Raw genomic sequence first — 20898 nt, 5'->3', positions numbered from 1 at the left:
CACGACGACGAGGAGACCGCATGACCCGCGCCCTTCGGCGCTCCGGCACCACCGCTGCCGCTCTCGCCGCCACCGCCGTGCTCCTCGCGGGCTGCAGCGGGCAGAGCGAGTACTGCGCTGCCGTGGAGGAGAACGCCGCCACCTTGGAGTCGCTCGGCAAGGAGCGCACCACGGCGGCCTACACCTCCTACGCGGAGGCCTTCGAGTCCGTCGCCGCGGTCGCGCCCGCCGACGTCGAGGACGACTGGACGGCGATGGCGGAGGTGACCCGGGGGGTCCTGGAGGCCCAGGAGTCGGTCGGTCACGGTCTGGAGGAGATGACCGACGACGAGGTGCTCGCCGCGTTGTCGCAGGAGCAGCTCGCCTCGCTCAACGAGGCCTACGAGGCGTTCAACGGCACCGCCGACCAGCGGACCGCCGTGGTGAAGAATGTGAAGCAGGAGTGCGACATCACGCTGCAGTGACTGCGGCACGCACGCTCCGAGGACGAGAGGTGAGACGGTGGCACTGCCCAAGCTGACGCCCGAGCAACGCCAGGCGGCGCTCGACAAGGCCGCGTACGCGCGCCAGGTGCGGGCGGAGGTGAAGAGTCGGCTCAAGAGCTCCGGCGCGAGCCTGGCCGAGGTGATCGAGGAGGCGAGTCGCAACGAGTTCGTCGCCAAGCTGAAGGTCACCGACCTCCTGCAGTCCATGCCGGGAGTCGGCAAGGTCAAGGCGCACGAGATCATGGACCGCCTCGGCATCGCCGAGAGCCGCCGCCTGCGCGGTCTCGGCGTCAACCAGGTCCAGGCGTTGCTGCGCGAGTTCGGTGCCCGTGAGCGGTGACCCCGCCGGGCCCGACCCGTCAGCCGCGACGCGCTCGAGGCTCGTCGTCCTCGCCGGCCCGACGGCCGTCGGCAAGGGGACCGTGGCCGCGCAGGTCCGAGCGAAGCGACCCGACATCTGGATCTCCGTCTCGGCCACCACCCGCCCGGCGCGTCCCGGTGAGGTCGACGGGGTCCACTACCACTTCGTGAGCGAGGACGAGTTCGACCGCCTCGTCGCCACCGACGGCCTCCTGGAGTGGGCGGTCGTCCACGGTCGGCACCGCTACGGCACGCCGCGGGCCGCGGTCGAGGACCGCCTGGACCGCGGGGAGAAGGCTCTCCTGGAGATCGACCTGCAGGGTGCTCGCCAGGTCCGTGAGTCGATGCCGGACGCCCTGCTGTGCTTCCTCGCACCCCCGAGCATGGGAGAGCTCGAGCGTCGTCTGCTCGGCCGGGGGACCGAGGACGCCGAGGAGCGGGCCCGTCGTCTGCGCACCGCGGCGCAGGAGATGGCCGCCGAGGGGGAGTTCGACGTGACCATCGTCAACACCGACGTCCGGACGGCGTGCCGCGAGTTGGTAGCATTGTTCGAGGGCGGGTCCTCTCGTCCTGCTCAGACTTCTTCTCACCACCGATCCAGCGAGGTCCCGTGACCAGCACGCGTTCTGTTGCCGAGGGCATCACCAACCCGCCCATCGACGACCTGCTCGACAAGGCCGACTCCAAGTACAAGCTCGTGCTCTACAGCGCGCAGCGTGCGCGCCAGATCAACGCCTACTACTCCCAGCTGGGCGAGGGCCTGCTGGAGTACGTCGGCCCGTTGCTGGAGACCGAGGTGCAGGAGAAGCCGCTGTCGATCGCGCTGCGCGAGATCAACGCCGACCTCCTGACGGTCGAGGACGTCGTCTCCGACGAGGCCTGAGGCCCCCATGAGCCCCCGCGTGGTGCTCGGCGTCAGCGGAGGCATCGCGGCCTACAAGGCTGCCCTGCTGCTGCGGCTGTTCACCGAGTCCGGGCACGACGTCCGCGTGGTGCCCACCGACTCCGCGCTGGAGTTCGTCGGTGCCCCCACGTGGGAGGCCCTGAGCGGGCACCCCGTGCACACCGGCGTCTTCTCCGACGTCCACGAGGTGCCGCACGTGCGACTCGGCCAGCAGGCCGACCTCGTGGTCGTCGCCCCGGCGACGGCCAACACCCTGGCGCGTGCCGCCCACGGCCTGGCCGACGACCTGCTCACCAACACCCTCCTGACGGCACGGTGCCCGGTCGTCATGGCCCCGGCCATGCACACCGAGATGTGGACGCACCCGGCCACTCGCCACAACGTCGCCGCGCTCCGGGCGCGCGGCGTCGTCGTGATCGACCCCGACGACGGCCGGCTCACCGGTTCCGACACCGGGCCGGGCCGCCTGCCGGAGCCACAGGCGATCTTCGACGTCTGCCGACACGTCCTCTCCGGCGCCCCCCGTGACCTGGAGGGTCGGCACGTCGTGGTCAGTGCCGGGGGCACGCGCGAGCCGCTCGACCCCGTCCGCTACCTCGGCAACCGCTCGTCGGGGCGCCAGGGCCTCGCGCTCGCCGAGGTCGCCGTCGCCCGCGGTGCTCGCGTCACGCTCGTCGCCGCCAACGTCGAACGCCCCACGCCCGCCGGGGTCCGGCGCATCGACGTCGGCACGACCGAGGAGCTGCGTGCCGCCGTCCTCGACGCCGTCGGCTCCGATCCCGCGGGAGCCGCCGACGCGGTCGTGATGGCCGCGGCCCCCGCCGACTTCCGGCCCACCAGCACCGAGGGCAGCAAGATCAAGAAGACCGGTGACGGCACCACGCCGACGATCGAGCTGGTCGAGAATCCCGACATCCTCGTCGAGCTCGTCCGCACCCGTGGCGGTGGCGGCGGGACGGTCGTCGTCGGGTTCGCCGCCGAGACCGGCGACGCGAACGGCAGCGTGCTCGACCACGCCCGACGCAAGCTGCAGCGCAAGGGGTGCGACCTGCTCGTCGTCAACGACGTCAGCGGCGACCGCGTCTTCGGGCGCGACGAGACCGAGGCCGTCGTCCTCGACGCCGACGGGGGATCGGTGCCGGTCCCGCCGGGCTCCAAGACCGCCCTGGCCCACGCGGTGTGGGAGGCAGTCGTCCGACGCGCGGGATGGGCACCCACCGCGCCGTCGGATGGCTAGACTGCGCGCGAGACGTCAGCGGGCGTCGAGCCCGGCACAGCCCGCGACCCCTTTCCCACACACAGGAGAATCGCAGTGAGCCGATTGTTCACGTCCGAGTCCGTGACCGAGGGTCACCCGGACAAGATCGCCGACCAGATCAGCGACAGCGTCCTCGACGCGCTGCTCGCCGACGACCCCAAGAGCCGCGTCGCGTGCGAGACCTTCGTGACCACGGGCATGGTCCTCGTGGGTGGCGAGGTCACCACCAAGACTTACGCCGACATCGCGCGCATCGCCCGCGACCGCGTCCTGGAGATCGGCTACGACTCCTCCACGAAGGGCTTCGACGGCGAGTCCTGCGCCGTCCAGGTCACCCTCGACGCGCAGAGCCCCGACATCGCCCAGGGCGTCGACACGGCCGAGGAGGCCCGCGTCGGCGGTGCCACCGACCCCCTCGACCTGCAGGGCGCCGGCGACCAGGGGCTGATGTTCGGGTTCGCCTGCGACGAGACCCCCGAGCTCATGCCGCTTCCCATCACCATCGCGCACCGGCTCGCCGAGCGGCTCACCGAGGTCCGCAAGGACGGCACGCTCGCCTACCTGCGCCCGGACGGCAAGACGCAGGTCACCATCGAGTACGACGACGACGACCGCCCCGTGCGGGTCGAGGCCATCGTGCTGTCCACGCAGCACGAGGACGGCGTCGACCTGGAGAGCCAGCTGCCGGACGACATCAAGAAGCACGTCATCGACCACGTGCTCGGCCAGTACGACATCGACTCCTCGGACTACCGCCTGCACATCAACCCCACGGGCAAGTTCGTCATCGGCGGCCCCATGGGCGACGCCGGGCTGACCGGCCGCAAGATCATCGTCGACACCTACGGCGGCTACGCCCGCCACGGCGGCGGGGCGTTCTCCGGCAAGGACCCCAGCAAGGTCGACCGCTCGGCCGCCTACGCCATGCGCTGGGTCGCCAAGAACATCGTGGCCGCCGGCCTGGCCCGCAAGGCCGAGGTGCAGGTCGCCTACGCCATCGGCGTCTCCCAGCCGGTCGGCTTCTACGTCGACACCCACGGCACGGAGACCGTTCCGGTCGAGACGATCCGCAAGGCCGTCCTGGAGGTCTTCGACCTCCGTCCGGGTGCCATCGTCCGCGACCTCGACCTGCTGCGGCCCATCTACGCGCAGACCGCCGCGTACGGCCACTTCGGTCGCCCCGGCCTGCCGTGGGAGAACACCGACCGCGCCGACGCGCTCAAGACGGCTGCCGGCGCCTGAACGCACCCCCTCGGCGGCTGTCGACCGGTGGCGGTCGACCCGACGGTGCAGACCATCGAGGTGACGGGCATGCCGCCGTGTCGAGAGGACGTCGGGAGCGGCTGGTAGAACGGCCTGGTGACGGACGACGGCCAGCTCGAGCTCGTTGCCGCGGCACGACGTCCCACGGGACGCCCCGTGGCGCGTGTCGTGGTCGACACGCCGCTCGCCCACCTCGACCGGTTGTTCGACTACGCGGTCCCCACCGAGCTCGACTCCGACGTCGTGCCTGGATGTCGCGTCAAGGTCCGCTTCGCCGGTCGCCTGAGCGACGCCTACGTCGCCGAACGCGGTGACGGCTCCACCCACGAGGGGACCCTGGCGCCGATCGTCAAGGTCGTCTCCTCCGAACCGGTGCTCACCCCTGACACGCTCGCGCTGTGCCGGGAGGTGGCCGACCGCTGGGCCGGCACGCTCCCCGACGTCCTGCGTCTGGCCGTCCCGCCACGTCAGGCACGCGTCGAGGCCCGGCCGTCCGTGCCACCCACCTCGGAGCTGCCGGACGTCGTCGACGTCACCTGGCAGCCGTGGCCCGATGGTCCCGGGTTCGTGGCCGCCCTCGCCGCCGGAGCCTCTCCGCGAGCGTGCTGGTCGGCGCTGCCTCACCGCGACCCGGCTCGGGCGGTGGCTGAGGCCGTCCTCGCCACGGTCCACTCGGGGCGCGGTGCGGTGGTGTGCGTCCCCGACGCGCGCGACCTCGCGCACTGGGACGCCGTCTTCTCCGAGGTCCTCGGCGCCGGCCGGCACGTGCTCCTGACGGCGGGGGAGAAGCCTGCCGCCCGGTACCGCGCGTACCTCGCGGCCGCTCGCGGCGTCGTGCACGTCGTGCTGGGCACGCGGTCCGCAGCGCTGGCGCCGGTGGCGCGCCTCGGCCTCGTCGTCATCTGGGACGACGGCGACGACTCCTACGCCGAGCCGAGAGCCCCGTACCCGCACGCCCGCGAGGTCCTCCTCATGCGGGCCGCCCGCCACGGTGCCGGGGTGCTCGTCGCCGGGTTCGCCCGGACGGCCGAGGCGCAGTCGCTCGTCGCCTCCGGCTGGTGCGTCGACCTGGTCGCCGACCCGACGATCCGCCGCCGCGCCTGGCCCCAGGTGGAGGTCACCGACGGATCCGTCGACGGCGGCGCTCCGGCCCGCCTGCCACGGGAGGTGTTCGCAGCCGTCCGCTCGAGCGACGGTCCCGTCCTCGTGCAGGTGCCGCGACGGGGGTACCGCACGTCGTTGGCCTGCCAGGTCTGCCGCAGCCCGGCTCGCTGTCGCGCCTGTGAGGGACCGCTCGTGCAGACCGGCCGCGACGCCGCCGTCACCTGTCGCTGGTGCGGCACGTCGGCCAGCCCCTGGACGTGCGGCGAGTGCGGCTCCGGCCGACTGCGTGCGCCGGTCGTGGGCCAGCTGCGCACCGCCGAGGAGTACGCCGCGGCCTTTCCCTCGCGCACCGTCGTGACGTCCGGGGGCGCGAGCGTCCTCGACCAGGTCGAGGGCGACGACGTCCTCGTCCTGGCCACCCCTGGGGCCGAGCCCCGGGTCGCGGGGGGCTACGACGTCGTCGTGCTCATGGACACCTGGCTCGCCCTCACCCGTGACGACGTCCGCGTGGAGGAGGAGGCGCACCGGCGCTGGTTCAACGCGCTGGCCCTCGGGCGCGAGCGCCGGCGAGCCGTGGTCGTCGGCGACCCGCAGGCGCTGCAGGCCCTCGTCCGGGTCGATCCCGTGGGCCTCGCAGAGCGCGAGCTCGAGTCCCGCGCGCAGACCCACCTGCCGCCGGTCGGACGGCTGGCGGTGGTCGAGGGTCCAGCGGAGGTGGTCGCCGAGCTGGCCGGACGCGACTGGCCCGCGGCGGCGGAGGTCCTGGGCCCGGTGCCGGCGCCCGACCCGGCGCTCGCGCAGCTCGTGCTGCGCGTGCCCCGCCGCGACGGGACGGCCCTCTCGGCGCAGCTGCGAGCCGTCGCGGCAGAACGCTCGGCGGCCAAGCTGCCCCCGGTGCGGGTCCGCATCGACCCGCACCGCTTCTGAGCGGACGGTTCTGGCCCGACCCCTAGACTCCGGGGCGTGAGAATCGTGTTCGCGGGAACCCCGGAGACCGCCCTGCCGTCCCTGGAGGCCCTGATCGCCAGCCGCCACGAGGTCGCGGCGGTCCTCACCCGACCCGACGCGCGGTCCGGACGCGGGCGCACGCTCGCCCCGAGCCCCGTCGCGGAGCGCGCACTCGAGGCCGGCATCGAGGTGCTCCGACCTCGGCGCGCCGACGACCCGGAGCTGATCGACCGGTTGCGCGAGATCGGACCGGACTGCTGCCCGATCGTCGCGTACGGCGCACTCCTGCGCCGCGAGGCCCTCGACGTCCCCGACCACGGCTGGGTGAACCTGCACTTCTCCGTCCTGCCTGCCTGGCGAGGCGCTGCCCCGGTGCAGCGCTCGATCATGGCCGGGGACGAGGTCACCGGCGCGACGGTCTTCAGCCTGGTCGAGGCGCTCGACGCCGGCCCGGTCCTCGGCACGTTGACCGAGCGGATCCGCGAGGACGACACGGCAGGGAGCCTGCTCGAGAGACTGGCCCACGAGGGCGCCCGGCTGCTCGTGGACGTCCTCGACCACATCGAGGACGGCGACATCGGCGCCGTCGCGCAGCCCGAGGACGGTGTCTCCTACGCCGACAAGCTCACGACCACCGACGCCCGCGTCGACTGGACCCTCCCGGCCTTCGCGGTCGACCGGCGGATCCGCGGCTGCACCCCGGCCCCAGGGGCCTGGACCGAGCTCGACGGCCTCCGGCTCAAGCTCGCGCCGGTCCAGGTCACCGACGACGACACGCTGGCCCCCGGTGTCGTCCGCGCGGACAAGCGCGTGGTGCGGGTCGGCACGGCGACCACCGACGTGATCCTGACCGAGGTCCAGCCGCACGGGAAGCGGCAGATGGCAGCGGCCGACTGGGCACGCGGCGCGAGCCTTCCGGAGTCGGCGGTCCTTCGGTGAGCGATCCCGTACGCACGATCGCCTTCCTCGTCCTGCGAGCCGTGGAGCAGGACGACGCCTACGTCAACCTGCTCCTGCCGCGCATGCTCGCCGAGCACAAGGTGACCGGCCGCGACGCTGCCTTCGCCACCGAGCTCGTCCACGGCACGGTCCGGCAGCAGGGGACGTACGACGCGGTCATCGACACCCTGTCGTCGCGCACCATCGATCCGGCCGTGCGCGACGCACTGCGCCTCGGTGCGCACCAGCTGCTGTCCCTGCGGGTGCCGAACCACGCGGCGGTCTCCGAGACGGTCGACGTCGTCCGCCGCGAGATCGGCCACAAGCCGGTCGGCTTCGTGAACGCGATCCTGCGCAAGGTCGGTGCCAGGTCCCTCGACGACTGGATCGAGGAGCTGAGCGCCGGTCTCGATCCCGACGACGCGCGCTCCGTGCGGTCCTCCCACCCGCGGTGGGTGGTCGAGGCCTTCCGCGACGCCCTGGACGGGACCGACGACGACCTCGACGCCCTGCTCGAGGCGGACAACGCTCCGCCCCGCGTGACGCTGGTGGCCCGGCCAGGACTTGCCGCGCCGGACGAGCTGCCCGGCGAGCCGGGGCGGCACTCGCCGTTCGCGCGCATCATGGCCGACGGGGACCCCGGCTCCGTGGCCGCGGTGCGCGAGGGGCGCGCCGGCGTCCAGGACGAGGGGTCGCAGCTGGTCGCGCTGACCCTCGCCGACGCCGTCCTGACCGGCAGTGATGCCCGGTGGCTCGACCTGTGCGCGGGGCCTGGCGGCAAGGCTGCGCTGCTCGGAGCCCTCGCCGCCCAGCGTGGCGCCCACCTCGTCGCGAACGAGCTGCAGCACCACCGCGCCGAGCTGGTCCGGTCCTCGATGCGGCTCCTGCCGGACGTCGAGGTCACCGAGCACGACGGGCGAGCGGGCCCCTGGGACGCAGCAACGTTCGACCGCGTGCTCGTCGACGCGCCCTGCACGGGCCTCGGCGCCCTCCGGCGGCGCCCGGAGGCACGGTGGCGGCGCCGACCCGAGGACCTGGCGACCCTGACCGATCTGCAGAGGGGCCTGCTCGAGCGAGCGCTCGAGCTGACGCGGCCGGGCGGGGTCACCGTCTACGCGACGTGCTCACCGCACCGCGCGGAGACCACCGGGATCGTCGCGGCGGTCACGGCCGACCGTGACGACGTGACCGTCGAGACGACCCACCAGTGGTGGCCGCACGTCCACGGGACGGATGCGATGTTCGCCGCGGTGCTGCGACGTCGCTGACTCCGCGCGGCCCGGGCTCGGTACGCTCCAGGAATGGGCATCCAGATCACCCCGAGCCTGCTGAACGCCGACTTCGCGAACCTCGCGGCCGAGGCGGCGCGGATCCCTGGCGCCGACTGGTTGCACATGGACGTCATGGACAACCACTTCGTCCCCAACCTCACCCTCGGTGCGCCCGTGATCGAGGCCTTGAGCAGGGCCGCGGACCAGCCCATCGACGCCCACCTGATGATCGCGGACCCCGACCGGTGGGCTCCGGGGTTCGCCGAGGCGGGCGCCGGGAGCATCACCTTCCACGTCGAGGCGGCCGCTGCGCCCGTCCGGCTCGCTCGCGAGATCCGAGCCCAGGGGGCGCGCGCCTCGATGGCGCTCAAGCCCGCGACCCCGGTCGACCCGTACGCCGACCTGTTGCCCGAGCTCGACATGCTGCTGGTCATGACCGTCGAGCCCGGCTTCGGTGGCCAGAAGTTCCTCGACCTGTGCCTGCCGAAGATCCGGCGGGCGCGCGAGCTGATCGAGCGCAGCGGGGGAGAGGTCTGGCTGCAGGTCGACGGAGGCGTGTCGCTCGAGACGATCGAACGGTGCGCGCAGGCCGGCGCGGACACCTTCGTCGCCGGTTCAGCCGTCTTCGGGGCCGACGACCCGCAGGCGATGGTCGACGCGCTGCGCTCGGCTGCCGGGTCCGCGCTAGACTCCTGAGCGACGAGCAACTGCTCGCGTGCTCCGGGGTCGGTGAAATTCCGAGCCGGCGGTGACAGTCCGCGACCCGGGTCCGCAAGGGCCCGGTTGAACCGGTGGAACTCCGGTACCGACGGTGAGAGTCCGGATGGGAGGCGCACGCCGGCATCGCCCGTGCCCTCGTGAGGGCACCGACGGTGACCTGTCGCCCCGGGGTGTGCGAGCACCGACCGGAGGAACCATGGCGACCGAGATCGAGCAGCAGGCCATGCGCCGTGCCCTCGAGGCGGCCCGCGCGACGTCCCGGACCTTGCCCAACCCGCGCGTCGGGTGCGTCCTGCTCGACGCCGGAGGCCTCGAGCTCGGCGTCGGCGCGCACGAGGGCGCGGGATCACCCCACGCGGAGGTGCGCGCGTTGGAGGCTGCCCACGAGGCCGGGCACGACGTCCGCGGAGCGACGGCCGTCGTCACCCTCGAGCCGTGCGACCACACCGGTCGCACGGGACCGTGCACCCGAGCGCTGCTCGAGGCCGGGGTCGCGCGCGTCGTGCACGGCCAGTCCGACCCCGACCCGGCGGCCGCCGGGGGAGCGGGCACGCTCGCCGCCCACGGCGTCGACGTCGAGGGTGGGGTCCTTGCCGAGGAGGCCGAGGCCCTCAACGTCGAGTGGACCCACGCCGTCGTCACCGGACGACCCTTCGTCACGTGGAAGTACGCGGCGACGCTCGACGGCCTGAGCGCCGCGCCGGACGGCAGTAGCAAGTGGATCACCAGTGCCGAGGCGCGCCGCGACGTCCAGCGCTTCCGGGCCGAGGCCGACGCGATCATGGCGGGCACCGGCGCCGTCCTGTCCGACGATCCTCGCCTGAGCGTCCGCAGCGAGGACGACCTCCCGCTGCCCTACGCCCTGCAGCCGCTGCGGGTGGTCGTCGGCGAGACGACCATCCCCAGCTACTACCGGGTCTTCGACCGCGTCGCGCCGACGCTGCTGATCCAGAGTCGCGACCCGGAGGTCGTGCTCGAGCGCCTCGTGCAGGACGGGATCCGCCACGTCTGGCTCGAGGGCGGACCGCGTCTCGCCGGCGCCTTCTGGAACGCCGGCCTGATCGACCGTGTCATCGGCTACATCGCCCCGGCGATGCTCGGTTCGGGCCGCGCGGCACTGGAGGGCGAGGCGACGACCCTCGCCGACATGCGTCCCCTCGAGATCACCGACCTCACGACGGTCGGGCCCGACATCCGCATCGTCGCCATCCCGGGGCGGGCGCCGCGAGAGGAGATGCCCTGATGTTCACCGGACTCGTGGAGGAGACCGGCACCGTCGTCGCCCTGGAGGACCTCGGCGACGCCGCACGCATCACCGTGCGGGCCCCACTGGTCACCTCCGACGCCGGCCACGGCGACTCCATCAGCGTCAACGGCTGCTGCTTGACCGTCGCCGCCCAGCCGGACGAGCAGACCTTCAGCGCCGACGTCATGGCGGAGTCGCTCACCCGCACGTCGCTCGGCGACCTGGAGGTCGGCGCGCGGGTGAACCTCGAGCGAGCGATGAGCGCCGGCGGCCGCATGGGCGGCCACGTCGTCCAGGGCCACGTCGACGGCACCGGCGTGCTGCTCGAGCGGACCCCGGCGGAGCACTGGGAGGTCCTGCGGTTCTCGCTGCCCGACGAGCTCGCCCGCTACGTCGTCGAGAAGGGCTCGATCACCGTCGACGGCACCTCGTTGACCGTCGTCGACGTCGTGGACGCCGCCGATGGCTCGAGCTTCAGCGTCTCCCTCATCCCCACCACCCTCGCCGAGACCGTGCTCGGCGACCGAGCGGTGGGCGACCGGGTCAACCTCGAGGTCGACATCCTCGCCAAGTACGTCGAGCGCCTGCTCGAGAAGGGAGGGGCGCGATGAGCGTCCGTCTGGACAGCATCGAGCGAGCGATCGCCGACATCCGCGACGGCAGGGCCGTCATCGTCGTCGACGACGAGGACCGCGAGAACGAGGGCGACATCATCTTCGCGGCCAGCAAGGCGACGCCGGAGCTGATGGGCTTCCTGGTGCGCTACTCCAGCGGGTACGTGTGCGCCCCGGTCACGGGGGCCACCCTGGACCGGCTCGGCATCCCGCTGATGACGCCCCACAACCGCGAGCTCATGCGGACCGCCTACACGATCTCCATCGACGCCCGCGACGGCATCACCACGGGCATCTCCGCCGCCGACCGGGCACGGACGTGCCGGGTCCTCGCCGACTCCGCGACCGAGCCCTTCGAGCTCGTCATGCCGGGCCACGTCCTCCCGCTGCGCGCCAAGGACGGGGGAGTGCTCGAGCGAGCCGGCCACACCGAGGCTGCTGTCGACCTCGCGCGCCTGGCCGGTCTCACCCCGGCAGGCGTCATCGGCGAGGTCATCCACGACGACGGGACGCTGATGCGCGCGCCGGCGCTGCGCGAGTTCGCCGACGAGCACGGGCTCGCGCTGGTCTCCATCGAGGACCTGCAGGTCCACCTGCGCCTGCACGAGAGCCAGGTCCAACGCCTCGCCACCACCCGTCTCCCGACGGAGTTCGGTGACTTCACGGCACTCGGGTACCGCGACCGGATCGACGGCGCGGAGCACATCGCCCTGGTGCACGGTTCCGACGCGACCGGCCGGGTCGGTCGGGAGGCGGTGCTCACCCGCATCCACTCCGAGTGCCTCACCGGCGACGTCCTCGGCTCCCGGCGCTGCGACTGCGGCCCACAGCTGCAGTCGGCGATGGCCGAGATCACCGCGGCCGGCAGCGGCGTCATCGTCTACCTGCGCGGTCACGAGGGGCGGGGGATCGGACTGCTGCACAAGCTGCAGGCCTACGGCCTGCAGGACTCCGGCGAGGACACCGTCGACGCGAACCTCAGCCTGGGCTTCGGGGAGGACGAGCGCGACTACGCGGCCGGGGCGCAGATCCTGCGCGACCTCGGCATCGAGTCGGTCCGCCTGCTCACCAACAACCCCGACAAGGCCGAGGCGCTCGAGGCGTACGGCGTGAAGGTCGCCGAGCGGCTGCCCATCCGCATCGAGCCGACGCCGGAGAACATCCGCTACCTCAGGACCAAGGCCGAACGCATGGGCCACGACCTGCCCGGACTGGAGGACCCCTCATGAGTGGACACGGAGCACCCAGCCTGTCGGTCGACGCCGACGGGGCGCGCGTCGTCGTCGTCGCCTCGAGCTGGCACGACCAGGTGATGGACGGCCTGCTCGCCGGCACGCACGCCGCACTGTCCGACGCGGGCGTCACCGACGTCGAGGTCGTGCGCGCGCCGGGCTCCTTCGAGCTGCCGATCATCGCGCAGGCGGCGGCCCGGTCCGGTGCCGACGCGGTCGTGGCTCTCGGCGTCATCATCCGCGGCGGGACCCCGCACTTCGAGTACGTCTCCGCGGCCGCCACGGACGGGCTCGCCCGGGTCGCCCTCGACACCGGCGTGCCGGTGGGCTTCGGCCTGCTGACGTGTGACACCGAGGAGCAGGCGCTCGACCGCGCCGGGCTGCCCGGCAGCGCGGAGGACAAGGGTCGCGAGGCCGCCGAGGCTGCGCTCGTCACGTGGCGGGCCCTGGACGGGCTCGAGTCCTCGAAGAAGAGCGGACGCACCGGCTTCTGAGTCCACCCGCGAGCCTTGCATGACATATCGACGAGGGGGTTGGTCGACATCCCGTCGAACGCCACCCGACTGCGGCTCCGCCGACGGGCACCGCGTCCGGTGCCACCTCGACACCCTCCTCGCCGAGCGCGGGATGACGCTGGCTGCACTCGCCGAGCAGGTCGGCGTGGCCGTGGTGAACCTCAGCGTCATGAAGAACGACCGGGCTCGTGCCGTGCGCTTCTCGACGCTCACGGCGCTGTGCGACGCCCTCGACTGCACGCCGGGTGACCTGTTCTCGGTGGTCGACCCCTAGACTTGGCGACGCCATGAAGACCTTCGACGACCTCTTCGCCGAGCTCAGCGCCAAGGCCGAGGCCCGACCCGAGGGCTCGCGCACCGTCGCCGAGCTCGACTCCGGGGTGCACGGCATCGGCAAGAAGCTCGTGGAGGAGGCGGCCGAGGCGTGGATGGCGGCCGAGCACGAGGGACCCGAGCGGGCTGCCGAGGAGATCAGCCAGCTGCTCTACCACGCGCAGGTCATGATGATCGCCGCCGGCCTGAGCCTCGACGACGTCTACACCCACCTGTGACGGCAGCGGGAGCCGATCCCCATCCCCGGAGAGACACCACCATGCTGAGAGTTGCCGTGCCCAACAAGGGCGCCCTGTCGGAGGCCGCCAGCCAGATGCTGGTCGAGGCCGGGTACCGGCAGCGTCGGTCCACCAAGGACCTCGTCATGATCGACGCCGAGAACGACGTCGAGTTCTTCTACCTGCGCCCGCGGGACATCGCCGTGTACGTCGGCGAGGGCACCCTCGACGTCGGCATCACCGGTCGCGACCTCCTGCTGGACTCCGCGGCTCCCGCCGCCGAGCAGGTCGGCCTGGGCTTCGGCGCCTCGACGTTCCACTTCGCCGCTCCCACCGGGACGATGACGGACGTCGCCCAGCTCGCGGGCAAGCGCATCGCGACGTCCTACCAGGTCATCGTCGAGAGCTTCCTCGAGCAGCAGGGCATCGACGCCACGGTGGTGCGGCTCGACGGTGCGGTGGAGTCCTCCATCCGGTTGGGCGTCGCCGACGCGATCGCCGACGTCGTCGAGACCGGGAGCACCTTGCGCCAGGCCGACCTCGCGGTCTTCGGTGAACCGTTGCTTCGCTCCGAGGCGGTGCTGATCACCCGCGCCGACGCGCCCGAGCCCGCGAAGTACGACGTCTTCAAGCGCCGGCTCGACAGCGTCATCGTCGCCCGGACGTACGTGATGATGGACTACGACATCCGCGTGGAGAACGTGGAGGCCGCGGTCGAGCTGACGCCGGGCATCGAGTCCCCGACCGTCTCGCCACTGCACCGCGAAGGGTGGGTCGCCGTTCGGTCCATGGTGCCGCGTGACGGTGCGCAGAGGATCATGGACGGGCTGTACGAGCTCGGTGCCCGCGGCATCCTCGTCACCGACATCCTGGCCTGTCGGGTATGAACCTCTACCGACCCGGCGGACCTCGCTACGTCGCCTACGGCTGCGTCGTGGCGCTCGTCGCGATGTCGGTCGCGGTCACGCTCGGCCTGCCCGAGGAGATCAGGACGCAGGTCGTGCTGTCCCAGGCCCTCACCCTCTACGGCACGATCGCGCTGATGTGCCTGGTCCTGCACGGGATCGGCCGCAGCTACGTCCGCGTCGACGAGCGGGAGATCGAGGTGCTCAACGGCTTTCGTCGCCACGTGCTCACGTGGGACCAGGTCAAGGGCTTCGCGTTCGGCAAGGGCGCCGCCTGGCCCACCCTGGTCACCCACGACGACGAGCGCGTCATGCTCTTCGGCATCCAGGGTCGCGACGACGCCGACGAGATCGTCCGCGACCTCGTGCGGAGGGTCCCGTGACGCACGACCGGTCCCTCGCCGAGCCGGCCTTTCCCGACGACGACGGAGGCGTCTACCCGGCGCTGGGGCCGGCGCTCGGTGACGCCGAGCAGGTCCTCGCCGTGCTGGGGGAGGTGCGCGTCTTCGTGCCGATCGTGGCGACGCTGGGCGAGCAGAGCCTCGCCGCCGGACCGGAGGCGCTCGCGAGCGGGGACAAGGACGCCGACATGGCGGCGGTCATGATGACCGGCGCCGACGGCCGGCGCGCGCTGCTGGTGTTCAGCAGTCTCGAGGTGATGGAACGGTGGAACCCGCAGGCCCGACCGGTCCCCGTGTGGGGCCGCGCCGCCGCGCTCGCAGCGCTCGACGAGGGCGCCTCCGCCCTTCTGCTCGACCTCGGCGCACCTCATTTCCAGGTCGTGGAGACCGACGACCTCACTCATCTCGCCCAGGGCCACCAGCTGGTGCGGACCGGGGGCGGGACGGCCTGGGTCGCCCCGGGCTGAGCGCCGGCCTCAGGCCGACGCGGTCCACCCTGCCGGGCCGAGCGGCACCGTGACGTGGACGAGGTCGCCGTGGCGCTCGACCCGGGCGACCAGACCAGCGGCCCCGACACCCCTCAGCATGGAGTCGTTCGCGCCGGCGGAGACGAACGTCAGCTGGCTCAGCCCGAGTCCACGAGCACGCTCGGCGGCCTCGCGAACGAGCCTGGTGCCGATGCCGCGGGACTGCCACGCGTCCTCGACGATCAGCTGGAAGGTCCAGTCGTCGCCGTGCTGCTCGAGGACCCCATGGCCCACGACGGAGAGCCCGACCTGCACGACGAGCGCGATGCCCCCGTCCGGAGCGACCAGGCGGCGCGCCAGACGCGTCGTCATGGGCAGACGCAGCGGGGTCTGGTAGCGGGCGTACAGCGTCTCGACGCTGCAGCGGCCGTGCAGGGCCGACACGGCCTCGATGTCGGCGAGGGTCGCCTCCCGGACCATGGGCACCGGCTGGAACGCCGACGGGGCGATGAGCGGGACATCCATGCCGGCGTCGCTCACGAGCGACAGCAGTGCCTGCGCGCGCGCCCTCTCCACCGGCGTGAACGGCACGGCGCGGCTGATCCTCAGCACGCTGCCGTCGCGCCGGCGCAGGTCGAGCACGTCGTGCCCGGTGTAGTCGGCGACGTCCGGCGGCTGCGTGCGCAGGAGCTCGCGCAGCACGAGTTCGACGTCCTGCCCGCCCTCGATCACGTCGTGGACGGCCCGCAGGTAGCGGGTGGGTGCGTCGTCGAGGTCGGCCTCGTCGGTGCGCGTCACGGCGACGGCGACCCCGCCGGCGCCCTCGATCAACGCGGCCAGGTCGACGTCGCCCCACGCGTCGTCGGCCTCCACCACGAGCTCGTCGACGGCACCTGCCTCGGTACGGAAGACCTGCATCGCGAGGATGTTGACGCCGGCTCCACCGCAGGCCGTCGCGACCTGCGCGAGCAGACCGGGACGGTCGGGCAAGGTCATCCGGATGCGCCACATCATGCCCTCAGCATCGGAGGCGCGAGTTTCGCGGCTGCTTCATCGACGTTTCACCCCTGTCAAGGATGAGGCCGTCGGGATTCTGCCGTTTCCAGGACGTACGGCGTCGAAGGACCGTACCGTGAGCCTGCCGTGGGGTCGAGGTCGTCCCACAGCTCGACGCCACCACGTTCCCGGGGGAGATGCCATGCCTTCACGTCGTCATCGGATGCGCCTCGTCCTGGTCGCCTGCATCCTCGGACTCGCCGTCGCGCTGATGTCGCCCGCTTCGTCGACGGCTCCCTCGAGCAGCACGTCGTCGCCCGTCACCAAGGCGAAGCCGGTGACGCGGTCGAGCAACAGCGGCTACACCTGGTGGACAGCGCCCTTGATGGCCCGGACCTCCCGCTCGTTCTACTTCACCGGAGTGACGTCGAACGGGACTCAACGCGTGTACCGCTGGAGCCGAACGGGCAAGAAGAAGGCGCTCACCCTGACCTACACGAACCTGCTCCGACGAGCACCCGACGACCACAACGCTCCTGCACTCTCGATGGCGGCTGGCAAGCCGTCGTTGGTGTTCTACGCAGGGCATCCGGGCACGATGTACGTCCGGCGCACCACCAGTGGCGCCGATCCCGTGATGGGGGACAAGCACCGCTCGTCGTTCGGTCCGCAGAAGAGGATGCCGTTCGGTCGAGCGGTCACCTACGCCCAGGTGCTGCGTGACGGGGACCGTGTCGTCGTCCTGACGCGGTACCTCGGGCGAGGGCCCACAGGCTGGTACTACACCACCTCCAAGAACTCCGGTCGGACGTGGTCGAAGCCCGCCGAGCTGTTCGACAGCGAGTCCCACCAGGCGTACCTGATGCTCCGCCCCTTCGACGCCGACCCCACCCGGCTGCACGTCACCGCCTACTACCACCCGAAGCGGGGCCCCGAGAACGTCATCGGGTACCGGGAGATGGCGTTGGCGGACTTCTGGAACGGCCGCGCCGAGCGCTTCACCGTCGGTTCGATGGAGACGGTCTGGAAGAGCGACCAGGCTGCTCCGGCCCCAGCACCGGACTCCGCCCCGACCTCGCCGGAGCCGACCTCGCCGGAGCCGACCCAGCTCGAGCCGACGCCGCCCGGTGGTGAGCTGCTGACGGCCGCCGAGCCGCCCCCCGTCGAGCCACCGGCCGGCGACCCGCCCGCTCAATCGGTGCGGATGCTCGACGTGGGTGACAAGCGAGGGCGTTCGATGGTCTTCATCGCGACCTGGGACACGGCCGACAGGATCCCGACCTACGAGCAGATGATCCGACGCCCCGACGGGACGTGGAGTCGGCACCCGATCCGCTCGGCTGGCGGTGGCTACGGCGTGGGCCTGGCGAACTACATCCCCGGCCTGAGCCTGGACGGGCGCCGCGGTCGAGCGCGTGTCTATCTCGGCTACAAGGAGGGCACGAGGTGGCATCTCGCCCACGCCGTGCTCGGTGCCGACGGCGTCGTGCAGACGCCACAGGTCCTGCAGTCGTCCTCGCGGCCCCTGGTCCGGCCCGTCGCCGTCGGGCGTGACCTGATGTATCAACGCCTGGACCGCTACGCGACCTACAAGGACTACTCGATCACGGTGCAGACCCTGCAGCTGCGGTGAGGGCGGCGGGCGTGCGTGATGGAGCGTTCCGGATTTCACGATCATGCACGATCGCTGCTATCTTGGTCTGTGAAGTGGAGGCCCACCTCCCACCTGCCCGGTTCCTGATCGGGGGGTAGTGAGATCGACGTGGTCGATCTCGTGCGAGCCGACCTGCCCGTCGGACCCGCATCGGTGGCCTCCGTTTCGTACGGGGGCCATTTTTCGTGGCCTCCCCCTTGACCCCAGGAGGATCCATCAGCACAGAGCTGCGCGTCAACGACCGCATCCGCGTCCCGGAGGTCCGTCTCGTCGGACCCGGTGGTGAGCAGGTGGGCATCGTCCGCATCGACGACGCCCTTCGACTCGCCGCAGAAGCCGACCTCGACCTCGTCGAGGTCGCCCCCACGGCACGGCCCCCGGTCTGCCGCCTCATGGACTACGGCAAGTACAAGTACGAGGCCGCCCAGAAGGCACGCGAGTCACGGCGCAACCAGAGCAACACGGTCATCAAGGAGATGAAGCTTCGTCCGAAGATCGACCAGCACGACTACGACACCAAGAAGGGTCACGTCGTGCGGTTCCTGAAGGCGGGCGACAAGGTCAAGATCACGATCATGTTCCGTGGCCGCGAGCAGCACCGTCCCGAGCTCGGGTACCGGCTGCTGCAGAAGCTGGGCGAGGACGTGTCCGACCTCGGCGTCGTTGAGGCGCACCCGCGCCAGGACGGCCGCAACATGACCATGGTGCTGGCACCACTGAAGAAGAAGTCCGAGGCCCAGGCCGAGGTCAAGGCCGAGAAGGCCAAGACCACCGCCGAGAGGGCCGCCGAGCGTGAGGCCGAGGCCGCTGCCGACAAGGCGCACCGCGAGGCCACGCAGAAGACCGCGACGCCCAAGAAGCCCCGGCGTCGCTCCGAGAACCTCGACCCAGACATGGAGGCATGAGATGCCGAAGTTCAAGCCCCACTCGGGGATGAAGAAGCGCGTCAAGATCACCGGCAAGGGCAAGCTCCGCCGCGAGCAGACCAACCGTCGGCACCTGCTGGAGCACAAGCCCAGCACCCGGACCCGCCGACTGGCAGGCACCACCGAGGTGTCCAAGGCCGACACCAAGAAGGTCAACAAGCTGCTCGGTCGCTGACCGCGCCCCCGATTCGTCCAAGGAGTACCAGACATGGCACGCGTCAAGCGTTCAGTCAACGCCCAGAAGAAGCGCCGCGAGACCCTCGAGCGGGCCTCCGGCTACCGCGGTCAGCGTTCGCGCCTGTACCGCAAGGCCAAGGAGCAGGTCACCCACTCGCTGGTCTACAACTACCGTGACCGCAAGGCCAAGAAGGGCGACTTCCGTCGCCTGTGGATCCAGCGCATCAATGCCGCCGTCCGCGCCGAGGGCATGACCTACAACCGGTTCATCCAGGGCCTCAAGCTCGCGGGCGTCGAGGTCGACCGCAAGATGCTGGCCGAGCTGGCCGTCAACGAGCCGGCCGCCTTCAGCGCCCTCGTGCAGGTCGCGAAGGACAGCCTCCCGGCCGACGTCAACGCGCCGAAGGACGAGGCCGTCGCCTGACATGAGTCGTCCCGGGCCCGGCACCCCCGAGGGGGTGCCGGGCCTCACCGTTCGCAGCGCCCGGGTCAAGCACGCCCGCCGGCTTGCGCGACGCTCCTTCCGCGCCTCGGCTCGGCAGTTCCTCGCGGAGGGCCCGCAGGCGGTGCGCGAGGCGCTCGGCGAGACCGGTGTCGTCCACGAGGTGTTCGCGACCTCCGACGCCGAGGAGCGACACGCCGACCTGCGCGAGGCCGCGCGGGCGCTCGGCGTCCCCTGGCACACCGTCGACGACGCCGTCCTTGCCGACATCGCCGACGCCGTCACGCCGCAAGGCCTCGTCGCCGTCTGCCACGACGTGGTCAGCGACATCACTGGACTGCCCGTCCGACCTCGACTGGTCCTGGTCTGCCACGAGATCCGCGACCCGGGCAACGTCGGTGCCGTCATCCGGTGTGCCGACGCCGCAGGCGCCGACGCCGTTGTGCTCACGGGCGACTGCGTCGACCCGCAGAACCCGAAGGCCGTGCGCGCCTCGGCCGGCAGCCTGTTTCACCTGCCGGTCGTTGTCCACCACGGGCACGACGACGTGGCCCGGATCCTCCGCTCGGCAGGCGTGCGGCTGCTCGCCACGACCGGTGCCGCCGCCCGCGACCTGTTCGACGAGGCCCTGGAGCTCGCGTCGCCGACGGCGTGGATCCTCGGGAACGAGGCGCAGGGTCTGCCCGACGCCGTCGTCGAGGCAGCCGACGCGGCCGTCGCCGTCCCCATCCTCGGCAGAGCCGAGAGCCTGAACCTCGCGACGGCAGCCGCCGTCTGCCTCTACGCCAGCGCGAAGGAGCAACGATGACCGGTCTGCAGTGCTGCGTGAACGGCTCGCGCGAGCGTGACGAGCACGCTGCGGTCGCGACGACCGCCCTCGAGTGCGCCGAGGAGGCCGCCCTGGCCGTGGCCGCAGGCGCGCTGGACCTCCACGTCCACCCGCGCACGACCGACGGCCGGGACAGCCTGGCCGCCACCGACGTCGCCACGTGGGTGGAGGCGATCCGTGACCGGGTGGACGTCCCCGTCGGCGTCACGACCGGCGCGTGGGCCTGGTCGCCGCGGCGCTCGGCGGCCTCGGCGGTCGCGGAGTGGACGGTGCTGCCCGACCACGCGTCGGTCAACTGGCACGAGCCCCAGGCCGAGTCGGTGTGCCGCGCGCTGCACGAGCGAGGCGTCGCCGTCAACGTCGGCCTCTGGACCGAGGCCGACGCCCGGTCCTGGCTCGAGTCCTCGTGGGTCGACGCGACCGCGGTCGTCCTGCTGGAGCTCGCGGACCTGCCCGAGCAGGTCGACGTCGCCCGTCGGCTCGTCGACCTCGTGCGGCCCACGGGTCTGCCCGTCCTGCTGCACGGGGAGGGTCGTTCGGCGTGGCCCGTCCTGGACCTCGCCGTGGAGGTCGGTGCCCGCACGCGGATCGGCCTCGAGGACGTCCTGGACGGTCCTGACGGAGAGCCGGTCGCCGGCAACGCCGACCTCGTGGCCATGGCCGCGGCGCGCGGTGCCGCCTGAGCCCCGGC

26 protein-coding genes and 1 riboswitch are annotated in these 20898 nt (G+C 72.0%); of the genes, 25 read left to right on the top strand and 1 reads right to left on the bottom strand.

All coding sequences use genetic code 11. The features are described from left to right. Window positions 1–20 precede the first annotated feature (20 nt). The 19 genes from ABD213_RS01620 (at window position 21) to ABD213_RS01530 (ending at window position 15183) form a co-directional block, all read left to right on the top strand. Complete coding sequence (locus ABD213_RS01620; protein WP_344323510.1) at window positions 21–464, top strand: hypothetical protein; 444 nt, start codon at window positions 21–23, stop codon at window positions 462–464. Window positions 465–501: 37 nt separating this feature from the next. Next, window positions 502–825, top strand: a complete 324-nt coding sequence (mihF, locus tag ABD213_RS01615) for an integration host factor, actinobacterial type (RefSeq protein ID WP_344323508.1) — start codon at window positions 502–504, stop codon at window positions 823–825. Continuing rightward, entirely contained in the window at window positions 809–1459 is a 651-nt protein-coding gene (gmk, locus tag ABD213_RS01610) for a guanylate kinase (RefSeq protein WP_425546006.1), read from the top strand. Before mihF ends, gmk begins: the two co-directional genes overlap by 17 nt. Then, complete coding sequence (gene rpoZ, locus ABD213_RS01605) at window positions 1456–1728, top strand: DNA-directed RNA polymerase subunit omega (protein WP_344323504.1); 273 nt, start codon at window positions 1456–1458, stop codon at window positions 1726–1728. The genes gmk and rpoZ overlap by 4 nt, the downstream gene beginning before the upstream one ends. Before the next feature lie 7 nt (window positions 1729–1735). Next, complete coding sequence (coaBC, locus tag ABD213_RS01600) at window positions 1736–2986, top strand: bifunctional phosphopantothenoylcysteine decarboxylase/phosphopantothenate--cysteine ligase CoaBC (RefSeq protein WP_344323502.1); 1251 nt, start codon at window positions 1736–1738, stop codon at window positions 2984–2986. 69 nt (window positions 2987–3055) lie between these two features. Then, window positions 3056–4249: a methionine adenosyltransferase gene (metK, locus tag ABD213_RS01595; protein WP_344324671.1), complete on the top strand. Its 1194-nt coding sequence runs from the start codon at window positions 3056–3058 to the stop codon at window positions 4247–4249. A 117-nt stretch (window positions 4250–4366) separates the two neighbouring features. Continuing rightward, on the top strand, window positions 4367–6301 hold the full coding sequence (locus tag ABD213_RS01590; RefSeq protein ID WP_344323499.1) for a primosomal protein N' family DNA-binding protein: 1935 nt from the start codon (window positions 4367–4369) through the stop codon (window positions 6299–6301). Window positions 6302–6337: 36 nt separating this feature from the next. Next, complete coding sequence (fmt, locus tag ABD213_RS01585; RefSeq protein ID WP_344323495.1) at window positions 6338–7261, top strand: methionyl-tRNA formyltransferase; 924 nt, start codon at window positions 6338–6340, stop codon at window positions 7259–7261. Beyond that, entirely contained in the window at window positions 7258–8529 is a 1272-nt protein-coding gene (locus ABD213_RS01580; RefSeq protein ID WP_344323492.1) for an RsmB/NOP family class I SAM-dependent RNA methyltransferase, read from the top strand. Before fmt ends, ABD213_RS01580 begins: the two co-directional genes overlap by 4 nt. A gap of 33 nt (window positions 8530–8562) precedes the next feature. Next, complete coding sequence (gene rpe, locus ABD213_RS01575; protein ID WP_344323487.1) at window positions 8563–9228, top strand: ribulose-phosphate 3-epimerase; 666 nt, start codon at window positions 8563–8565, stop codon at window positions 9226–9228. A 16-nt stretch (window positions 9229–9244) separates the two neighbouring features. Beyond that, window positions 9245–9371, top strand: a riboswitch (FMN riboswitch). A 77-nt stretch (window positions 9372–9448) separates the two neighbouring features. Continuing rightward, on the top strand, window positions 9449–10495 hold the full coding sequence (ribD, locus tag ABD213_RS01570; protein WP_425546005.1) for a bifunctional diaminohydroxyphosphoribosylaminopyrimidine deaminase/5-amino-6-(5-phosphoribosylamino)uracil reductase RibD: 1047 nt from the start codon (window positions 9449–9451) through the stop codon (window positions 10493–10495). Continuing rightward, entirely contained in the window at window positions 10495–11109 is a 615-nt protein-coding gene (locus tag ABD213_RS01565) for a riboflavin synthase (RefSeq protein ID WP_344323485.1), read from the top strand. Before ribD ends, ABD213_RS01565 begins: the two co-directional genes overlap by 1 nt. Further along, on the top strand, window positions 11106–12341 hold the full coding sequence (locus ABD213_RS01560) for a bifunctional 3,4-dihydroxy-2-butanone-4-phosphate synthase/GTP cyclohydrolase II (protein WP_344323483.1): 1236 nt from the start codon (window positions 11106–11108) through the stop codon (window positions 12339–12341). Before ABD213_RS01565 ends, ABD213_RS01560 begins: the two co-directional genes overlap by 4 nt. Further along, on the top strand, window positions 12338–12838 hold the full coding sequence (ribH, locus tag ABD213_RS01555) for a 6,7-dimethyl-8-ribityllumazine synthase (protein WP_344323481.1): 501 nt from the start codon (window positions 12338–12340) through the stop codon (window positions 12836–12838). Before ABD213_RS01560 ends, ribH begins: the two co-directional genes overlap by 4 nt. A 19-nt stretch (window positions 12839–12857) precedes the next feature. Further along, the gene (locus ABD213_RS01550; RefSeq protein ID WP_344323479.1) at window positions 12858–13133 is read left to right on the top strand and encodes a helix-turn-helix domain-containing protein; all 276 of its coding nucleotides are present in this window, start codon (window positions 12858–12860) and stop codon (window positions 13131–13133) included. A 13-nt stretch (window positions 13134–13146) separates the two neighbouring features. Next, window positions 13147–13410, top strand: coding sequence for a phosphoribosyl-ATP diphosphatase (locus tag ABD213_RS01545; protein ID WP_344323477.1), 264 nt, complete (start codon window positions 13147–13149; stop codon window positions 13408–13410). 41 nt (window positions 13411–13451) lie between these two features. Next, window positions 13452–14297 carry an ATP phosphoribosyltransferase gene (gene hisG / locus ABD213_RS01540; RefSeq protein ID WP_344323474.1) on the top strand — a complete coding sequence of 282 codons (846 nt, stop codon included), beginning with the start codon at window positions 13452–13454 and terminating at the stop codon, window positions 14295–14297. Next, window positions 14294–14698, top strand: coding sequence for a PH domain-containing protein (locus ABD213_RS01535; RefSeq protein ID WP_344323472.1), 405 nt, complete (start codon window positions 14294–14296; stop codon window positions 14696–14698). The genes hisG and ABD213_RS01535 overlap by 4 nt, the downstream gene beginning before the upstream one ends. Then, window positions 14695–15183, top strand: coding sequence for an SseB family protein (locus tag ABD213_RS01530; protein WP_344323470.1), 489 nt, complete (start codon window positions 14695–14697; stop codon window positions 15181–15183). The genes ABD213_RS01535 and ABD213_RS01530 overlap by 4 nt, the downstream gene beginning before the upstream one ends. Window positions 15184–15192: 9 nt before the next feature. Here ABD213_RS01530 and ABD213_RS01525 read toward each other — a convergent pair whose 3' ends face one another. Further along, entirely contained in the window at window positions 15193–16197 is a 1005-nt protein-coding gene (locus ABD213_RS01525; RefSeq protein WP_344323468.1) for a GNAT family N-acetyltransferase, read from the bottom strand. Window positions 16198–16381: 184 nt separating this feature from the next. Here ABD213_RS01525 and ABD213_RS01520 point away from each other — a divergent pair, with 184 nt between their 5' ends. The 6 genes from ABD213_RS01520 (at window position 16382) to ABD213_RS01495 (ending at window position 20890) form a co-directional block, all read left to right on the top strand. Beyond that, window positions 16382–17812 (top strand): BNR-4 repeat-containing protein, encoded by a 1431-nt coding sequence (locus ABD213_RS01520; RefSeq protein WP_344323465.1) that lies wholly within the window; start codon window positions 16382–16384, stop codon window positions 17810–17812. Window positions 17813–18018: 206 nt separating this feature from the next. Further along, complete coding sequence (infC, locus tag ABD213_RS01515; protein ID WP_344323463.1) at window positions 18019–18738, top strand: translation initiation factor IF-3; 720 nt, start codon at window positions 18019–18021, stop codon at window positions 18736–18738. Between the two features lies 1 nt (window position 18739). Then, window positions 18740–18934 (top strand): 50S ribosomal protein L35, encoded by a 195-nt coding sequence (gene rpmI, locus ABD213_RS01510; RefSeq protein WP_344323458.1) that lies wholly within the window; start codon window positions 18740–18742, stop codon window positions 18932–18934. A 33-nt stretch (window positions 18935–18967) separates the two neighbouring features. Next, entirely contained in the window at window positions 18968–19360 is a 393-nt protein-coding gene (gene rplT, locus ABD213_RS01505; RefSeq protein WP_344323455.1) for a 50S ribosomal protein L20, read from the top strand. 1 nt (window position 19361) lies between these two features. Then, window positions 19362–20186, top strand: a complete 825-nt coding sequence (locus tag ABD213_RS01500; RefSeq protein ID WP_344323453.1) for a TrmH family RNA methyltransferase — start codon at window positions 19362–19364, stop codon at window positions 20184–20186. Then, window positions 20183–20890 (top strand): 3-keto-5-aminohexanoate cleavage protein, encoded by a 708-nt coding sequence (locus ABD213_RS01495; protein ID WP_344323451.1) that lies wholly within the window; start codon window positions 20183–20185, stop codon window positions 20888–20890. Before ABD213_RS01500 ends, ABD213_RS01495 begins: the two co-directional genes overlap by 4 nt. Window positions 20891–20898 lie beyond the last annotated feature (8 nt).

Origin of the sequence: Aeromicrobium halocynthiae (genome assembly GCF_039531385.1) — a bacterium.
Lineage (GTDB): Bacteria > Actinomycetota > Actinomycetes > Propionibacteriales > Nocardioidaceae > Aeromicrobium > Aeromicrobium halocynthiae.
This window is presented reverse-complemented; position numbering and strand designations above follow the sequence as displayed.

Coding starts and splice junctions, on each gene's coding strand:
- ABD213_RS01620 (WP_344323510.1), top strand. CDS start 21: ATGACCCGCGCCCTTCGGCGCTCCGGCACCACCGCTGCCGCTCTCGCC.
- coaBC (WP_344323502.1), top strand. CDS start 1,736: ATGAGCCCCCGCGTGGTGCTCGGCGTCAGCGGAGGCATCGCGGCCTAC.
- rpe (WP_344323487.1), top strand. CDS start 8,563: ATGGGCATCCAGATCACCCCGAGCCTGCTGAACGCCGACTTCGCGAAC.
- ribD (WP_425546005.1), top strand. CDS start 9,449: ATGGCGACCGAGATCGAGCAGCAGGCCATGCGCCGTGCCCTCGAGGCG.
- ABD213_RS01565 (WP_344323485.1), top strand. CDS start 10,495: ATGTTCACCGGACTCGTGGAGGAGACCGGCACCGTCGTCGCCCTGGAG.
- ABD213_RS01560 (WP_344323483.1), top strand. CDS start 11,106: ATGAGCGTCCGTCTGGACAGCATCGAGCGAGCGATCGCCGACATCCGC.
- ribH (WP_344323481.1), top strand. CDS start 12,338: ATGAGTGGACACGGAGCACCCAGCCTGTCGGTCGACGCCGACGGGGCG.
- ABD213_RS01550 (WP_344323479.1), top strand. CDS start 12,858: ATGACATATCGACGAGGGGGTTGGTCGACATCCCGTCGAACGCCACCC.
- ABD213_RS01545 (WP_344323477.1), top strand. CDS start 13,147: ATGAAGACCTTCGACGACCTCTTCGCCGAGCTCAGCGCCAAGGCCGAG.
- hisG (WP_344323474.1), top strand. CDS start 13,452: ATGCTGAGAGTTGCCGTGCCCAACAAGGGCGCCCTGTCGGAGGCCGCC.
- ABD213_RS01535 (WP_344323472.1), top strand. CDS start 14,294: ATGAACCTCTACCGACCCGGCGGACCTCGCTACGTCGCCTACGGCTGC.
- ABD213_RS01525 (WP_344323468.1), bottom strand. CDS start 16,197: ATGATGTGGCGCATCCGGATGACCTTGCCCGACCGTCCCGGTCTGCTC.
- ABD213_RS01520 (WP_344323465.1), top strand. CDS start 16,382: ATGCCTTCACGTCGTCATCGGATGCGCCTCGTCCTGGTCGCCTGCATC.
- rpmI (WP_344323458.1), top strand. CDS start 18,740: ATGCCGAAGTTCAAGCCCCACTCGGGGATGAAGAAGCGCGTCAAGATC.
- rplT (WP_344323455.1), top strand. CDS start 18,968: ATGGCACGCGTCAAGCGTTCAGTCAACGCCCAGAAGAAGCGCCGCGAG.
- ABD213_RS01500 (WP_344323453.1), top strand. CDS start 19,362: ATGAGTCGTCCCGGGCCCGGCACCCCCGAGGGGGTGCCGGGCCTCACC.
- ABD213_RS01495 (WP_344323451.1), top strand. CDS start 20,183: ATGACCGGTCTGCAGTGCTGCGTGAACGGCTCGCGCGAGCGTGACGAG.